Origin of the sequence: Pseudomonas fluorescens (genome assembly GCF_001307155.1) — a bacterium.
Lineage (GTDB): Bacteria > Pseudomonadota > Gammaproteobacteria > Pseudomonadales > Pseudomonadaceae > Aquipseudomonas > Aquipseudomonas helvetica.
In genome coordinates this window covers 1883532-1900286 of sequence record NZ_CP012830.1, presented here as the reverse complement: position 1 = coordinate 1900286, position 16755 = coordinate 1883532, and the positions used below count along the sequence as shown (strand labels likewise).

15 protein-coding genes and 1 pseudogene are annotated in these 16755 nt (G+C 52.0%); 9 read left to right on the top strand and 7 right to left on the bottom strand.

Annotated features, from left to right (window positions below; translation table 11 throughout):
- Positions 1 to 21: 21 nt before the first annotated feature.
- Positions 22 to 237 carry a TOBE domain-containing protein gene (locus tag AO353_RS08645; RefSeq protein WP_003177394.1) on the top strand — a complete coding sequence of 72 codons (216 nt, stop codon included), beginning with the start codon at positions 22 to 24 and terminating at the stop codon, positions 235 to 237.
- A 73-nt stretch (positions 238 to 310) separates the two neighbouring features.
- Here AO353_RS08645 and AO353_RS08640 read toward each other — a convergent pair whose 3' ends face one another.
- From AO353_RS08640 to panD, 5 genes are all read right to left on the bottom strand, one after another.
- Positions 311 to 1039: a LuxR family transcriptional regulator gene (locus AO353_RS08640; RefSeq protein WP_054594547.1), complete on the bottom strand. Its 729-nt coding sequence runs from the start codon at positions 1037 to 1039 to the stop codon at positions 311 to 313.
- 737 nt (positions 1040 to 1776) lie between these two features.
- Entirely contained in the window at positions 1777 to 2949 is a 1173-nt protein-coding gene (locus tag AO353_RS08635) for an aminoacyl--tRNA ligase-related protein (RefSeq protein ID WP_054594546.1), read from the bottom strand.
- Between the two features lie 157 nt (positions 2950 to 3106).
- Complete coding sequence (gene panC, locus AO353_RS08630) at positions 3107 to 3982, bottom strand: pantoate--beta-alanine ligase (protein WP_054594545.1); 876 nt, start codon at positions 3980 to 3982, stop codon at positions 3107 to 3109.
- 33 nt (positions 3983 to 4015) lie between these two features.
- Positions 4016 to 4735, bottom strand: coding sequence for an HAD family hydrolase (locus tag AO353_RS08625; protein ID WP_054594544.1), 720 nt, complete (start codon positions 4733 to 4735; stop codon positions 4016 to 4018).
- Between the two features lie 41 nt (positions 4736 to 4776).
- Entirely contained in the window at positions 4777 to 5148 is a 372-nt protein-coding gene (panD, locus tag AO353_RS08620; RefSeq protein WP_054594543.1) for an aspartate 1-decarboxylase, read from the bottom strand.
- Positions 5149 to 5462: 314 nt separating this feature from the next.
- Between panD and AO353_RS08615 the strand changes: the two genes are divergently transcribed.
- The 3 genes from AO353_RS08615 (at position 5463) to coaA (ending at position 8398) form a co-directional block, all read left to right on the top strand.
- The gene (locus AO353_RS08615) at positions 5463 to 6377 is read left to right on the top strand and encodes a 2OG-Fe dioxygenase family protein (protein ID WP_054594542.1); all 915 of its coding nucleotides are present in this window, start codon (positions 5463 to 5465) and stop codon (positions 6375 to 6377) included.
- 68 nt (positions 6378 to 6445) lie between these two features.
- Positions 6446 to 7405 (top strand): TauD/TfdA family dioxygenase, encoded by a 960-nt coding sequence (locus tag AO353_RS08610; RefSeq protein ID WP_054594541.1) that lies wholly within the window; start codon positions 6446 to 6448, stop codon positions 7403 to 7405.
- A gap of 39 nt (positions 7406 to 7444) precedes the next feature.
- On the top strand, positions 7445 to 8398 hold the full coding sequence (coaA, locus tag AO353_RS08605) for a type I pantothenate kinase (RefSeq protein ID WP_054594540.1): 954 nt from the start codon (positions 7445 to 7447) through the stop codon (positions 8396 to 8398).
- Positions 8399 to 8447: 49 nt separating this feature from the next.
- Here coaA and AO353_RS08600 read toward each other — a convergent pair whose 3' ends face one another.
- Positions 8448 to 9086 carry a TetR/AcrR family transcriptional regulator gene (locus AO353_RS08600; protein WP_054594539.1) on the bottom strand — a complete coding sequence of 213 codons (639 nt, stop codon included), beginning with the start codon at positions 9084 to 9086 and terminating at the stop codon, positions 8448 to 8450.
- A gap of 265 nt (positions 9087 to 9351) precedes the next feature.
- A complete protein-coding gene (locus AO353_RS08595; RefSeq protein ID WP_054594538.1) occupies positions 9352 to 10728 on the bottom strand; it encodes a glutamine synthetase family protein in 1377 nt (458 codons plus the stop codon).
- A gap of 278 nt (positions 10729 to 11006) precedes the next feature.
- Here AO353_RS08595 and AO353_RS29580 point away from each other — a divergent pair.
- From AO353_RS29580 to AO353_RS08575, 5 genes and pseudogenes are all read left to right on the top strand, one after another.
- Positions 11007 to 11321: pseudogene (locus tag AO353_RS29580) on the top strand (gamma-glutamyl-gamma-aminobutyrate hydrolase family protein); the annotation flags it as partial.
- 74 nt (positions 11322 to 11395) lie between these two features.
- Positions 11396 to 12754: a glutamine synthetase family protein gene (locus AO353_RS08590; RefSeq protein ID WP_054594537.1), complete on the top strand. Its 1359-nt coding sequence runs from the start codon at positions 11396 to 11398 to the stop codon at positions 12752 to 12754.
- 53 nt (positions 12755 to 12807) lie between these two features.
- The gene (locus AO353_RS08585) at positions 12808 to 14172 is read left to right on the top strand and encodes an aspartate aminotransferase family protein (protein ID WP_054594536.1); all 1365 of its coding nucleotides are present in this window, start codon (positions 12808 to 12810) and stop codon (positions 14170 to 14172) included.
- A gap of 199 nt (positions 14173 to 14371) precedes the next feature.
- Entirely contained in the window at positions 14372 to 15466 is a 1095-nt protein-coding gene (locus tag AO353_RS08580) for a polyamine ABC transporter substrate-binding protein (protein WP_054598196.1), read from the top strand.
- A gap of 187 nt (positions 15467 to 15653) precedes the next feature.
- A complete protein-coding gene (locus tag AO353_RS08575; protein WP_054594535.1) occupies positions 15654 to 16748 on the top strand; it encodes a polyamine ABC transporter substrate-binding protein in 1095 nt (364 codons plus the stop codon).
- Positions 16749 to 16755 lie beyond the last annotated feature (7 nt).

The following is a 16755-nucleotide window of genomic DNA, read 5'->3' as shown; positions in this document are numbered from 1 at the left end:
CCAACGACAGGAATCAACATCATGACGATCAAAGCCATCAACGTTCGCAACCAGTTCAAAGGCACTATCAAGGAAATCGTCGAGGGCGACGTGCTCTCGGAGATCGACGTTCAGACCGCGTCTGGCATCGTCACCTCGGTCATCACCACGCGCTCGGTCAAAGAGCTGGAACTGGCGATTGGCAGCGAAGTGATCGCTTTCGTGAAATCCACCGAGGTGTCGATCGCCAAGTTGTGATCGATGTGTCACACACAGCCCCGGACGGCTTGAGCGCTTCGGGGTTTTTTATGTGCTGCTTCCAGGGGGGGCGCTAACGCATTTGTAAGCACAGACCATCTTGCTGAGCTTTGGATATAGCATGCTTGGCATTGGTAACATCAAGCTTGTCTACAATATTGCTCATGTGAAATTTTACTGTGCGTACGCTAATACTGGTTATTAGTGAAATTTCGGAGTATGTCTTTCCGATGCACGCCCATTTCAATATTTCGTGTTCTCGTTGAGTCAGTGGTTTGGTTGAACTCTCTGGAAATATGAAGTCAAGTACTCGTGGGCTAATGTTCATAAGTTGATGGGCTCGAATGAGCAGCATTTGGAGCTCGGATTTTTGTTGCTCGAGAATATGAAATAGCGCAGGGTCGAACCTGTCGCAGACACTAAGTAGGGAAAAGCAGCCGTTGGCATCATGAAGCGTAAAGCAATATCCATCTGTAAGGCGATAGCTCCTCGGCTTTTCGAAAAAGTTGAAGCTGGAGTTATCTGCTTTGATTCTGCATTCAGCCCAAGAAAATGGTGCAATCGAGCGAAGTCCGAACTGGATGACAGGATCAGTGAGATGATGATTTCTGAGCATGTATTCTTCTATCCAGTGTTCAGGGTAATTGCTCATGAGGAATGGGTTTCGAAGATTTGCTTTCCTTGCGATAAAATAAGTGAATCGTCTGAAGCCTTTTTTTCGGATCTCTAACTCAAGACTCAATTTGAGGCGCGCGATCAGCTTCGGTAGGTTGTTATTGTGTGGCTTATTGTCTATATCCATATAGAGGCAACTTGTGGTGAGTAACTAATTCAAGGTGGATAATCCGGCTGTTATATGAGGGCTGGGGATTAACTTGTTTGAAGGGGCGATGTATGTTGGAAAATACGCTTGGTGAGCGTTGCCATGGAGGAGCAGTCATGACACCGGTTTTGTTGAGTGTTGATGAGGGCGCGGCTTTCTTGAATCGATAATCTCCAGGCCAGCCTCTGCAGATAATTTGATGCTGTAACACCAATTGCATTGGTTCTTATCATTGTATTCAATGTAAAGTATATGAGTCCTGAAATTGTCAATGTATTGATAGGATAGCAGGGTTGTCGGGCCGGGTAAGGTTGATAAATAAAGGGATAAGTCGCGGTATGCTTTTTCTTCTAAGCGACTTTCTCGAAGGAAAAGAGTGGTCGAGACGCAGAAAAAAACGACGGATAGGAAAAGGAATATTTGATAGGCGATGGATATTTTTGTTGATGGCTGTGAAAGGTTGCTACCGAAAAAAGTCACTGCGAGAATAGAGAAGTACAGGAGTACGAGTTTGTGGTTTTTTACTTTGTTCAAGTACAGTTGGTTTCTTATGCGAATTAATAGTTCGTCATGTTGAATGTGCTGGTCAGCACTGAGTTCTGGGAATGACTTCATGGTCGTAAGGTGCGCCTGAGTGGAAGGTGAAAGTTAACGCTGTGAAGTGTGGCGTTAACTTGAGTGGGGCGCTTTAGGACTGAAAGCGTGCGTGCGGTGCATTATGAATAGATCGACTCAAAACGTATGTAAAATTGTTCGATGGGCATATGCTCGGTTACCCCGGTATCTCTCTCTCGAACGATAACGATGTTATCGTTCAGCATGCTGTCTTCCAAGGTTATTAAAAAAGGAGTGCCGACTTCGTCATGATATTTTGTTACTTTTTGTTTGTCGCCACCAATCTCTATAACGATTTTTCCGGCAGCGAGACGTTGTAACCTGTGCTTTATGATAGAGGCGCTTTCAATTGATAAGATCGCATTTGAATTTGGAATGTGTAGGCATGCCTTGACAGGCGCTAAATGGGGTTTGATACGCAAAACGACACGGCTTGTACCATCGGATGAATCGACACGAACAAACGACTCGAAGAGTACTGCCATCAACCCCCGGTCAACGCCTGCTGCAGGTTCAATGGCGCACGGTGCGATTAAGGTCTCAGTGCCTGGTTGTGTTATTGCCATGAGTGCGGTGGACACGTTGTTCGGTAGGACGGAAGAACTGAGGTGTAGTTTGTCTTGAGACCCGCTATGGGAACCACAATCAAAGTCTCCACGATCGGCGATACCTTCAATTTCGAAGATGTCCCCGTTTGGTTGTTTATAATGAATATCATAGGTTTTACTAGAGTAGTGCGCCAGTTCGTCGGCCACTACGTCATCCACGATCAAGTTCTGCAAGTTGATCCCCTGTTGTTCCCACCAGTCCAGTCGTTGTTTTAACCAGAATTCGTGCCACTCTTGGGTGTTTTCGGTGGGAACAAAATACTGCAGTTCCATCTGTTCGAACTCCCTCATGCGTACGGGGAAGTCAGTGACTTGCTGTTCGTTTCGAAAGGCTTTACCTATCTGAGCAATACCAAAAGGAAGGGATGGATGGGTCCACTCCACTACATTATCGAAATTGGCGAAGCTATGTTGAGCAGTCGTCACTCGCAGGTGACAGGGCGATAAGTTATTGTTTTCATCTTTGATGCGGGTCTCGAATACACCGAACTCTTCATAGTTAGCGCCAAGAAAGCCGGAGTGCTCATGCAATAAGGGCGAGGTTAGAAGTGCTGCTTCAATACCGTAGACATCATCCCTGTCATAGACCATTGCTTGCCACCAGGCCTTTCTTAGGTGGATTTTTATTTCTGCACCCAATGGCCCATAGTCGAAAATGCCAGGCATTCCTCCGTATATTGAACACGAAGAGCTAAAAATACCGATCTGTTTGCACATTGCAAGAACGTCTTCTAGAGGGAGCCTATTCATAGGTGAGCCTTACTGGACTTGTTGTGTTTTCAGAAATAGAAAGTCAGGCCAGGAAACCTGATTTTAGTGAAGGTTAGATAGCGGTAGATGCACCGGTCTTTTCTTTTGAGACGACGATATTGTCTATCAAGCGTACGGAGTCGAGATAAGCGGCGCAGAGGATTACAATATCGGTTGTAGCGTCAGACGCCGGCTCAAGTGTGAGCGCATCGGCGAAACTGAAATAGTCCGGTTTGAAGCCAAACCGGGTCAATGCCTCTATGGATTCACTTTCGATTGTGGAATATGTTGAAGAGCGTTCTAGGATTTTTCGTTTGGCATTGAGCAAAACCTGGTATAGGTGAGAAGCTTGTTCCCGTTCGGCATCATTCAAATAGCCATTTCGTGAGCTCAGGGCTAAACCGCTATCATCTCTGATGGTTGGGACCCCGATGACTTGGGTTGGAATATTTAATGTCTCGACCAGTCGACGGCAAACAGCAAGTTGCTGAAAGTCTTTTTCACCAAACAAGGAGAAGTCAGGTTGCACTATATTAAGCAGCTTTGTGACAACAGTCGCTATTGCACTGAAAAAATGTGGCCGTGTTTTACCGCAAAATTGCTCACTCAAGAATGGCACATCGACGGTTGCCTGGTAGTCCAGTCCGAGTGGGTATATCTCTTTGACTGAAGGTGCGAATACAATGTCGCATCTTACAGCTTCCAGTTTAGAGCAGTCGGTCTCCAGAGTGCGTGGATATTTATCATAGTCTTCACCTTCTGCAAAGTGAGATGGATTAAGAAAAATGCCGGCGACAGTGATATCACTGATGCTTTTTCCATGTTCCACGAGGCTGATATGACCTGCGTGCAATGCCCCCATTGTTGAAATGAAGCTGATGCTTTTGCCATTATCTCGCTCACGCTTCAGGTGGGTTCTCAATTCGCTAATTGTGTGGATGACGTCCATTATCGTTCCTCTTATAAATATGAAAGGCGAGTGTTAATGTCCCGCTTTGTGTGCGCTGACCAGTTCTGCGAGTGAACAAAATTTATAGAGTGGTTCAATGCTGGGGGAGAACTCGGGTTGAATGGAAAGTGTCCCGTTCAAGGTGTCGGCACGGTTGATCCATGCTGTGTCAATACCTGTCGCGGCTGCTGGTTCAATATCGTGAAATCTGCTGACGCTCACGTGCAGCAGTTCGTGTTTTTTAATGCCGAGGTCTGCGAGGTGGCGGACTAGGTAGTTAAAGTTGTTCAGGGCGGGTTTGAATGAGCCGATGGCCTGAGCCGTATAGGTACGGTAGAAGTTGCACAGCAGTCGAGCTCTGGTCACTTCGATTGAAGCTTCATCGATATTGGATAAAATAACCAATTTGTGATGACGCTGTAGATGGGTCAACGCTTTGATCGTGTCGCTGAATAATGGCCATTCACTGATGGAGTTCCCAAAGTGTATAGCTTTGCTCTTGTCGCAAGGTCTGTCGAGTTTGGCCAGGATGCTCGCGTACGTTTTGCTCAGTGCGGACGGATAAGGTATGTCCGGTGTGTCGGCAAGAATAGTCGATTCCTGTCTCAGGAAATACGCTATAAGTTGCGCATCGGAAACCTGCTGGAGTTTGTCGTCACAGGCATTTCGCAAAGCATTGATAATGCCCGACTCCCAGTCGACCAAAGTTCCGAAACAGTCAAAGCTGATAGCGCGATAATTAGATAGTTTCATTGTGTGAATGAACTCCAAAAACTAGTAAAGCCCATGTGCTATTACAAAGGAACTACCATGTTGGGCTTTTCATGAAGCATCTGGATAATAACGTTCGTTTTATCCAGAATCGCGACTTTTGGTTTAAGTTGTTTGTTGCTATTTCGGAAAGCCATAATGATGACTTGCTCGCCTGCACCAATAAGGTGTGCTGCCGCGCCGTTTACGCAGATGTCTTTTTTACCTCGCTCCCCTGAAATTACGTACGTTTCCAGTCTTGCCCCCGAAGTGTTTGAAACGACCATGACCCTTTCACCAGGCCAAATATCGACTTTGTCCAGAAGTTCCTGATCAATGGTAATGGAGCCGACGTAAGCAAGATTCGCCTCTGTCACAATGGCGTTATGAAGTTTGGCGTGCAGAACAGTGCGCATGTACAGGTCCCCAATATATATTCAGTTGGTGTTCGCGTGGCCTTGTGGGCGTGTTCCATCTCTTCAGAAAACATTTATAAGGAAGTGGAGTTGTTAGACCGTCATCCCAGACGCATTTGGTCTAGCCTTAGTAGGGCGCTTTCTTGTATCGAGATATTGACGAATTTATGTCACACATATGCCGGTAATGACAACCTGTCTCAAGGTACAGGTGACTAATGCTTTTTGTCATGCTTACTATCTGGCTAGTCATGTTTCGCTAAGGCCGTACCCGGCTTGGCGATTATTGGAACTTACGTTCAGGATGAACAGTGATGAATAATTTGCCCGCTTGGGTCTGTACTGAACTATCGGAATTGAGAGCTCGGTATATACAGCATCGATTCATTTTTATTGAGGGTAAGAAGTTACTGGGTTATCTTCGTTGTCTTGGTGCGACGGACTCTGACATAACGTCGTTGCAGCGCGTCAGTGAGAGTCTGCAGTCCGATCCAACGCTGCCCTTCAGAAAATCGCGAAATGGTCGGTTTTTGTTCGACTATAAAAAATCCAGTATATCCAGACTTGAGTACCAGCCCTTTGTCCTTTCATACGATGAGGATTTTGTCCGTTTCGACTCCAATCAGCTAAGGTCCTTCGAGGAGATCAACGACGATTTGCAATTGAATACGGCGTTTCAGGCCTTGCTCTGTATCAAATCGATGATCATCAATAAGGTTTATATCCATCCCAGAAAAAATTTGCTGCCTGATCGGCATCGCAATGTCTGTACCGTGTTCAATCTCAGGACACTTACTACGCCGGAACTATTGGGTGAGCCGGCACTGGAGGGCGTTCATAGTGATGGCGTGGAACATACAATGACCACGTTGTTAGGGACGAAGAATATGTCGTCGGACAGTGCCGTTACCTTCATTCATGATGCGAGGGAAAAAAATGGTGTGAGTTGGGACAATGCTCGCGAACACTATGTATTGGGTAAAGTTCAACATAGGCACTTTCTTGATACCTTATTAATCGTCGACAGCGAAAAAAAGCATAGTCTTTCACCGGTCTATGCTACGGACGAAAGTCAAGAGGCAACTCGCGATATGTTGATTTTTTTCACCCGCCGCCCTACAGCGCTGCTACATAACACCAATCCTTTTGATTCGCTTGATTCACATGAGGTTTTACCCATGCGTATTCAGGTACCTTCGGTTGGGTTAAATGTTGATTCGATAGGTTAATGCCATCGTTCATGTACTGTTTATAAGAATGATCACCCCGAGTTATGGATGCTGAGGGAGCTTTGTGTATGCTGCTGGATAAAGTTGAAGGTCGTCATTGCTGGACAGCAAAAACCTATGAAGCGAAAGAGTCATTTCTTAAGTTGAGTGACTTTTTTGAAGGTGAGTTGGAGGGGCTACTGGGATCCTCGGATGCATTGCTCGAGAACCACGGCGCACTGAGGCACCTTGCAGCACGTATTACCAATATTTGCGAGAGTGGGCAGGGGTTCGCCGTGCTGAAGGGGTTGTCGCCTGAAGACTATTCCGAAGCACAGCTGTTACGCTTTTACCTCTCGTTATCCAGTCAAATTGGGCTGCTTGTTTCACAAAACCACAATGGCGATAAAGTCGTTACTGTTTCTAATAAAATGTCGGGCACGTTGTCTGATTTGAATGTGCGAGCGTATAACACAAGTCAAGGGCTAAACTTTCATAGTGATTCATCAGATATAACGGGTCTTCTGTGCATTCATAACTCACAAGAGGGTGGTGACTCGCTGGTGGTCAGTGCTGGTAATATCCATAATCTGATCCTGGCAGAGCATAAGGAGTTCTTGTCGCTTTTCTATCATGGCTTTCTCTACGATAGCCGTGGTGAAGAAGCACCTGGATTACCTCCTGCCTATCGCAATTCGGTATTTTACTACCAGGATACAAAGCTAAGTTGTCGATTTTACTTAACTGATTATATTTTGCCGGGTCTGGAAAAAATGAGCCTCAAGCCGAGTAAAGCTGAACTCGACGCGCTCGCGCTATTTACCCGGTTATGTGAAGATCCGAGAAATTATATTTCTTTTAAAATGGCTCCCGGCGATATTGTTTTTTACGACAATAACGCAGCTTTGCACGCTCGTACGCCTTTTGTGAGTAATCCTCACGAAGCGACGAACAGATTATTGCATCGCGTATGGATAAATCCTCACAAGCATCGAGCATTTCCTGAGGACTTTGCCAAGTATCGATTTGGATATGACGATCAAATCTGATATGTTCCCTGCTTTTGGTAAGGCATATACAGGACGGATATGACTACAGAGCAGGATGCAATAGTGCTTTCGCAAGCCAATCGCGGGTATTGGGAGTTTAGTCGCGAGCAGTGGTCTTCCTTTCGGGCCAAGGTGGCGATGAGTCTTTCGTCTTCGGAGATGAAGGCACTGGTAAGCCCTACCCAGCCCATAACTCCGGAGGAGGTAATGAATATATTGCTTCCTCTATCGCGCCTGCTGAATCTGCACTCTTCGGCAACGCAGTCATTTAGTCAGGTACAAGCCGCTTTTCTCGGGGTGCCACTATTCAAGCCGCCCTATGTTATCGGTATATCCGGTAGTGTTGCGGTAGGGAAGAGCAGCTTCGCCAGGGTGCTGTCGGCACTTTTGTCATCTTGGCCTGGTTCACCCAATGTGCAATTGGTAACAACTGACTCATTTCTCTTTCCCTTGGCGATGCTCGAAGAGAAAAATCTTTTGCACAGAAAAGGTTTTCCGGAATCGTACGATAAATCACTGTTCCTGGATTTTCTGCACTCAGTGTGCAATGAGGGAAAAGCGGTCCAGATTCCAATATATTCGCATGTTCGGTATGACATACTTCCCAACGAAATGCAGAGAGTGCAGTTGCCCGATATTATTGTCTTGGAAGGATTGAATGTGTTGCAGGGGGATAAATGCCTTGGACTGAACGTTTTGGACTTTATAGATTTTCCTATCTATATTGATGCTTCGACAGAGTCCATTAAGAAGTGGTATCTCGAGCGTTTTGTTTATTTGAAAAACACAGCTTTTCAGTCGGCTGAGTCTTACTTCAACAAGTTCAGAGATCTGTCGGACCATGAGGCCCTTTCAATGGCGTCCGATACGTGGGATCGAGTCAACTTGAAGAACCTCGTCGAGAACATCCTGCCAACGCGTGACAGGGCGAGCCTGATCATCAATAAATCATCAGATCATTCCATCGATAGGTTACTGCTCCGGGCTATTTGAATCGACTGTCAGCGCTCGAAACGATTTCGTCAGGCTTATCTCTGAAAAATCAGAATGCGGCAGGTCGCTTGGGCAAATACGGCGGCAGATACAGCCCCAGATAAGCATCAAACACCCGCATGCCTTCCTCGGCCATGCGTGGGGTGATCTGCCCGTGTTGTTGCACTGAGCGCGCGTAGACTCGGTCGCCCAGTTCCATGGCCAGGGCAAACACATCGACATCCTTGGGCAGCGTCGGCAGTTCGAAATGCTGATCGAAGAGTTTGTGCATCAGGTCGCCGAGTTCGATGTCGTGCTGGCGGTCGGCCTGGGTGACTTCGGTGAGGCCGTGTTGAGCGAGGATCAGTTGCCGGGCGGCGGCGTCTTCGTCGTAGATGGCGAGCATGCGTTGCTCGACCAGTCGTGACAGATCACGCCAGCCATTCAGCGAGTCGACGTCGATCGGTTCTTGCAGGCACGCACGAAAGGCGCTGTGGACGTCGGCAGTCAGGGCTTCGAGCAGGGCCGGGACGCTGGCGAAGAAGTGGTAGACCGATGACGGCGGGATCTCGGCGCGCTCGGCCACGCTGTAGATCGACAGGCTGGCCACGCCCTCGGCGGCAAGCAGCGTGCGGGCGGCGTCGAGTATCGAGTCGATCCGGGCCTGGCTGCGTGCGCGGGGTTTGCGAAGGGGGGCGGGGCGGGTCATTGAAGTCTCCTGCAGGGCAGCGGGCATTGTACGCAGAGCGCAGAGATGATCCATACCCTGTGGCGAGGGGGCTTGCCCCCGTTGGGTTGCGAAGCAGCCCCAAAACATGCGATCCCATGGCATCGGACACACCGCGTTCGCTGGGTTTGGGAGTGCTGCGCACTCCAGCGGGGGCAAGCCCCCTCGCCACAAGGTTCGGTGTTGATACCCATAAAAAACGCCGTTGGCGATGAAGCCAACGGCGTTGTTTTTTTGCTACAGCCGCTTACACGGTGTGCAGGTACCAGTTGTACTCGAGGTCGGAGATGGAGTGTTCGAACTCCTCCAGCTCGCTCTCTTTACAGGCGACAAAAATGTCGATGTATTTCGGATCGATGTACTTGGCCATGACTTCGCTGTCGTCCAGCTCGCGCAGTGCATCACGCAGGTTGTTCGGCAGGCTTTGCTCGTTCTGCTCGTAGCTGTTGCCTTCGACGGGCGCGCCCGGCTCGATCTTGTTGGTCAGGCCGTGATGCACGCCTGCCAGGACCGAAGCCATCAGCAAGTACGGGTTGGCATCGGCGCCAGCAACGCGGTGTTCGATACGTACGGCATCGGCAGAGCCGGTCGGTACGCGAATCGCCACCGTCCGGTTGTCCAGGCCCCAGCACGGGGAGTTCGGCACGTAGAACTGTGCGCCGAAACGACGGTACGAGTTGACGTTCGGGCAGAGGAAAGCCATCTGCGCCGGTAGGGTCTCGAGCACACCGCCGATCGCGTGACGCAGTGCGGCGTTCTGCTCGGGATCCTCACTGGCAAAAATATTCTTGCCGTCTTTATCAAGGATCGAGATGTGGACGTGCAGACCGTTACCCGCCTGGCCTGGGTAAGGCTTGGCCATGAAGGTGGTGTCCATCTCATGGTCGTAGGCGATGTTTTTGATCAGACGCTTGAGCAGTACCGCGTAGTCGCAGGCCTTGATCGGGTCGGCAACGTGGTGCAGGTTCACTTCGAACTGCGCCGGAGCACTTTCCTTGACGATCGCGTCGGCAGGGATGCCTTGCTCTTTCGCACCTTCCAGGATGTCCTGGAGGCAGTCGACGTATTCGTCGAGGTCGTCGATCAGGTAAACCTGGGTCGAGTGTGGACGTTTGCCAGACACCGGCGAGCGTGGAGGTTGCGGCCGGCCATTCACGTTCTCCTGGTCGATCAGGTAGAACTCAAGCTCGAACGCGGCGCAGATGGTCAGGCCCATGTCGTCGAACTTGCGCACCACATTGGCCAGCACTTCACGCGGGTCGGCGAAGAACGGCTCGCCTTCGAGTTCGTGCATGGTCATCAACAGTTGCGCGGTCGGGCGCTTCTGCCAGGGTTCATTGCACAGGGTATTGGGGATTGGATAGCAGATTCGGTCAGCATCACCGATGTCCAGGCCCAGGCCGGTGCTTTCCACCGTCGAGCCATTGATATCCAGAGCAAATAGAGAGGCCGGCAGGTTGATGCCTTTCTCGTAAACCTTGTGGAGGCTGGTGCGTTCGATGCGCTTGCCGCGCACCACACCATTCATATCCGCAATCAGAAGGTCAACGTACAGAACCTCAGGATGTTCCTTAAGGAACGCGTTCGCTTCGTTGAGCTGAACGGCACGCGGGGGTACCGACATGATGCAACACCTTTGTTGTTAAAAATATCAATCATTGATCTTTTCGGATTCCAGTCAACCCGAACGGCATGCCGAAGTCAAGCGAGGCCTTTTTTGCCCTAAAAAAGCGCTCGAAGGGCATTTTTGAGGCGCTTTGGGGCACTTTTATGCCTTCGGAGTCTTTGGCGGCCGCAGCCTTGAGCGGGGCGTGTTGTATTTTTTACGGGGGTGTTGTGTAAAAAAATGAACAACGCTAAGCTCAAATCAAACCCATAACAGCAATAATACCGGGGTGCTTCATGTCTCGCCTGCCGTTAATCGGCGTCACCGACTGCTCAAGACAGATCGGTTTGCATGCTTATCACATCACCTGCGATAAGTACGTCCGCGCAGCGGCCACCGTTGCCAAGGGCCTGCCGTCGATACTTGCGTCACTGGCGGAACTGCTCGATCCGACCGATATTATTGACGGTCTGGATGGCATCCTGTTTACCGGCTCTTCTTCTACTGTAGAACCTTTTCACTATAGCGGTCCTGCGAGTGTGCCTGGAACTGCTCATGATCCTGCACGCGACGCCACTACCCTTTCGTTGATACGCGCCGGCAAGCGTGCAGTACAACGCGACGCGGATGCGTCAAACAACGCCTGACGTTTAAAGACGTCAGGACACTCAGCCCAGAGGCATTTATGAGTAACAACCTCGACCAGCTCACCGATTGGTTGAAAGACCACAAGATCACAGAAGTCGAATGCATGATTGGCGATCTGACCGGGATCACCCGTGGCAAGATTTCGCCGACCAACAAGTTCATTGCCGAAAAAGGCATGCGCCTGCCCGAGAGTGTGCTGTTACAGACAGTGACGGGTGACTACGTCGAAGATGACATCTATTACGAACTGCTCGACCCGGCCGACATCGACATGATCTGCCGTCCAGACTCGAACGCGGTATTCCTCGTGCCGTGGGCCATCGAGCCGACCGCGCAGGTGATTCACGACACCTACGACAAGCAGGGCAACCCGATCGAGCTGTCGCCGCGCAACGTGCTCAAGAAAGTCCTGAAGCTCTATTCCGACAAGGGCTGGCAGCCGATCGTGGCGCCGGAGATGGAGTTCTACCTGACCAAGCGTTGCGAAGACCCGGACTTCCCGTTGCAGCCGCCGATTGGCCGCTCCGGTCGCCCGGAAACCGGTCGTCAGTCGTTCTCTATTGAGGCGGCCAACGAATTCGACCCGCTGTTCGAAGACGTCTACGACTGGTGCGAACTGCAAGAGCTGGATCTGGACACGCTGATCCACGAGGACGGCACGGCGCAGATGGAGATCAACTTCCGTCACGGCGACGCGCTGTCCCTGGCCGACCAGATCCTGGTGTTCAAGCGCACCATGCGCGAAGCGGCGCTCAAGCACGACGTGGCCGCGACCTTCATGGCCAAGCCGATGACCGGCGAGCCGGGCAGTGCGATGCACCTGCACCAGAGCATCATCGACATCGAAACCGGCAAGAATGTCTTCTCCAACGAAGACGGGACGATGAGCGAGCTGTTCCTGCACCACATCGGTGGCTTGCAGAAGTTCATCCCCGAGCTGTTGCCGCTGTTCGCACCCAACGTCAACTCGTTCCGCCGCTTCCTGCCGGATACCTCGGCGCCGGTGAACGTGGAGTGGGGCGAAGAGAACCGCACCGTCGGCCTGCGAGTCCCGGACGCAGGCCCGCAAAACCGTCGGGTGGAAAACCGCCTGCCGGGCGCCGATGCCAACCCTTACCTGGCGATCGCCGCGAGCCTGCTCTGCGGTTACATCGGCATGGTGGAAGGCATCAACCCGAGCGCACCCGTGGTTGGACGGGGTTACGAGCGACGCAATCTGCGTCTGCCGCTGACCATCGAAGACGCACTGGAACGCATGGAACACAGCGCGACCATCGAGAAGTATCTGGGCAAAAAATTCATCACTGGCTACGTCGCGGTCAAGCGGGCCGAGCATGAAAACTTCAAGCGCGTGATCAGTTCGTGGGAGCGGGAGTTCCTGTTGTTCGCCGTCTGATGCGCCGGGTGCGGCCCTGAAAAGCCGCACTCTCACCCTATAAGGAGAGCTTTATGACCAGCAAGAACCCGCAAACCCGTGAGTGGCAAACCCTGAGCAGCGAACATCACCTGGCGCCTTTCAGCGACTTCAAGCAGCTGAAAGAGAAAGGTCCGCGGATCATCACCAACGCTAAGGGCGTTTACCTCTGGGACAGCGAAGGTAACAAGATCCTCGACGGCATGGCCGGCCTGTGGTGCGTGGCCATCGGTTACGGTCGCGATGAGCTGGCCGATGCCGCCAGCAAACAGATGCGCGAGCTGCCTTATTACAACCTGTTCTTCCAGACCGCCCACCCGCCGGTGCTGGAGCTGGCCAAGGCCATTTCGGACATCGCGCCAGAAGGCATGAACCACGTGTTCTTCACCGGTTCCGGCTCCGAAGGCAACGACACCATGCTGCGTATGGTCCGCCACTATTGGGCGATCAAGGGCCAGCCGAACAAGAAGGTCATCATCAGCCGCATAAACGGCTACCACGGCTCGACCGTGGCCGGCGCCAGCCTGGGCGGCATGACTTACATGCACGAACAGGGCGACTTGCCGATCCCGGGCATCGTTCACATCCCGCAGCCGTACTGGTTCGGTGAAGGGGGCGACATGACCCCTGAAGAGTTCGGTATCTGGGCCGCCAACCAGTTGGAAGAAAAGATTCTCGAGCTCGGCGTCGACACGGTCGGTGCGTTCATAGCCGAGCCGATCCAGGGCGCCGGCGGCGTGATCATTCCGCCAGACAGCTACTGGCCGCGCATCAAGGAAATCCTCGCCAAGTACGACATCCTGTTCGTTGCGGATGAGGTGATCTGTGGTTTCGGCCGTACCGGCGAGTGGTTCGGCAGCGATTTCTACGGCCTCAAGCCTGACATGATGACCATCGCCAAAGGCCTGACGTCCGGCTACATCCCGATGGGTGGCCTGATCGTGCGTGATGAAGTGGTCGAGGTGCTGAACGAAGGGGGCGACTTCAACCACGGTTTCACCTATTCCGGGCACCCGGTCGCCGCTGCGGTGGCACTGGAAAACATTCGTATTCTGCGCGAAGAGAAAATTATCGAGCACGTTCGTGCAGAAACGGCACCTTATTTGCAAAAGCGTCTACGGGAACTGAACGATCACCCTCTGGTGGGTGAAGTTCGTGGGGTAGGTCTGTTGGGGGCTATCGAACTGGTTCAGGACAAGGCGACCCGTGCGCGGTATGTCGGCAAGGGTGTTGGCATGATCTGCCGGCAGTTCTGCTTCGACAACGGGCTGATCATGCGCGCCGTGGGCGACACCATGATCATCGCTCCGCCACTGGTCATCACCAAGGCCGAGATCGACGAACTGGTGACCAAGGCGCGCAAGTGCCTGGACCTGACCCTGAGTGCGCTGCAAAGCTAAGTGCTAGGCTCTGAGCGAGGTCCGTGGCTGGCACTTCGCTCAGGGCGCACAAAGGACGGGTCTTTCCTTGAAAGCCTGCCTTGTAACTTGCCAGACTATCCGCTGTTTGAGTTGCCAAGGAATCGGCCGCTGGATCTTGGTTCACAAAAAAATGTGGTTAAAAAGAATAATTGGAGCATTACGCATGAAGGCATTAGGTTTGAAGAAAACTGGCAAGACACTGCTCGCCTTGTCCCTGATGGGCGTGATGGCTGGGGCAGCCCAGGCCGACGATAAAGTCCTGCACGTTTACAACTGGTCCGACTACATTGCACCGGACACCATCGCGAACTTTGAGAAAGAGTCCGGGATCAAGGTCGTCTACGATGTGTTCGACAGTAACGAAACCCTCGAGGCCAAGTTGCTGGCCGGCAAGTCCGGTTATGACGTGGTTGTACCGTCCAACAACTTCCTGGCCAAGCAGATCAAGGCCGGCGTTTACCAGGAGCTGGACAAGTCCAAGCTGACCAACTACGGCAACCTGAACAAGTCGCTGCTCAAGGCGGTTTCTGTCAGCGACCCGGACAACAAACATGCCTTCCCTTACATGTGGGGCTCGATCGGTATCGGTTACAACGCCGAGAAGGTCAAAGCGGCGCTGGGCATCGACAAAATCGATTCCTGGGATGTCGTGCTCAAGCCGGAGAACATTGCCAAGCTCAAGAGCTGCGGCGTGAGTTTCCTCGATTCGCCGACCGAAATGCTGCCAGTTGCCCTGCATTACCTGGGCCTGCCAACCGACAGCCAGAAAAAGGAAGATCTGAAGAAGGCTGAAGAGCTGTTCCTGAAGATTCGTCCTTCGATCACCTACTTCCACTCGTCCAAGTACATCTCGGACCTGGCCAACGGCAACATCTGCGTAGCCGTCGGTTATTCGGGTGACGTGCAGCAGGCCAAAACCCGTGCCGCCGAAGCCGGTGACAAGGTGAAAGTCAGCTACGCCATTCCAAAAGAAGGTGCCGGCAGCTTCTACGACATGGTCGCTATCCCTAAAGATGCGGAAAACGTCGAGGGTGCCTACAAGTTCATGAACTACCTGTTGCAGCCGAAAGTGATGGCTGAAATCACCAACGCCGTGCGTTTCCCTAACGGCAACGCCGAAGCCACTCAGTACGTGAACAAGGACATCACCTCGGATCCGGGCATCTACCCGACTGCCGATGTGCAGTCGAAGCTGTATGCAATCGCCGATTTGCCAGCCGCTACCCAGCGTGAGCTGACCCGCAGCTGGACCAAGATCAAATCCGGTAAATAAGCCGGTTTGAAGCAATCACCTGTTGCCGTCGTCGCTCTGGCGGCGGCAGCAGGAATAATTAAATGACAGAAAGTTTTGCTGGAAAGGTTTATCGAGGGTAAGTTGCGCGCCGGTTTTGTTGCCACGCAGCCATGGCTGTCACGTAACGCTGGGCAACTTGGGCCCAACTATTTTAGAGGACCTTCACTTGCCTGTTTCTTTGTTTCGCAACGCCATGCTGGTCGGCGTCGGCCTGACGCTCGCTGTCAGCGTTCAAGCTGCGTCCACCGTGCATATTTATAACTGGTCGGATTACATCGGGCAGACCACCCTCGTCGATTTCGAAAAAGCCACTGGCGTCAAGCCGGTGTACGACGTGTTCGACTCCAACGAAACCCTGGAAGGCAAGTTGCTGGCCGGGCACACCGGGTATGACGTGGTCGTGCCGTCCAGCCACTTCCTGGGCAAGCAGATCAAGGCCGGGGCGTTCCAGAAACTCGACAAGTCGCAGTTGCCGAACTACTCCAACCTCGATCCGGCGCTGCTCAAGCGCCTGGAAATGAACGACCCTGGCAACCAGTACGCCGTGCCGTACCTGTGGGGCACCAACGGCATCGGTTACAACGTCGACAAGGTCAAGGCGGTGCTCGGCGTCGACAAGATCGATTCCTGGGCCATGCTGTTCGAACCCGAGAACATCAAGAAACTCAACAGTTGTGGCGTGGCCTTCCTCGACTCGGCTGACGAAATGCTGCCGACGGTCCTGAACTACATGGGCCTGAACGCCAACAGCACCAACCCGGACGACTACCAAAAGGCTGAAGCCAAGTTACTGGCAGTGCGGCCTTATGTGACCTACTTCCACTCGTCCAAATACATCTCGGACCTGGCCAACGGCAACATTTGTGTCGCGGTCGGTTTCTCCGGGGATATTTTCCAGGCCAAGGCCCGTGCTGCCGAAGCCGGAAAAGGCGTGAACGTTGCCTACGCGATTCCAAAGGAAGGTGGTGCGCTGTGGTTCGACATGCTGGCGATTCCCAAGGACTCCGCCAACGTCAAACAGGCCCATGCCTTCATCAACTATGTACTCAAGCCTGAAGTGATCGCTCAGGTGAGTGATGCCGTCGGCTACGCCAACCCCAATCCCGGGGCGGACAAACTGATGGAGCAATCGATTCGTAGCAATCAATCGGTGTATCCACCGCAAGCGGTCCTCGACAAGACCTACGTGCAGGTTGAGCTGCCGCCAAAGATTCAACGGTTGATGACCCGCAGCTGGACCAAGGTCAAGTCGGGTAAATAGTGACAAA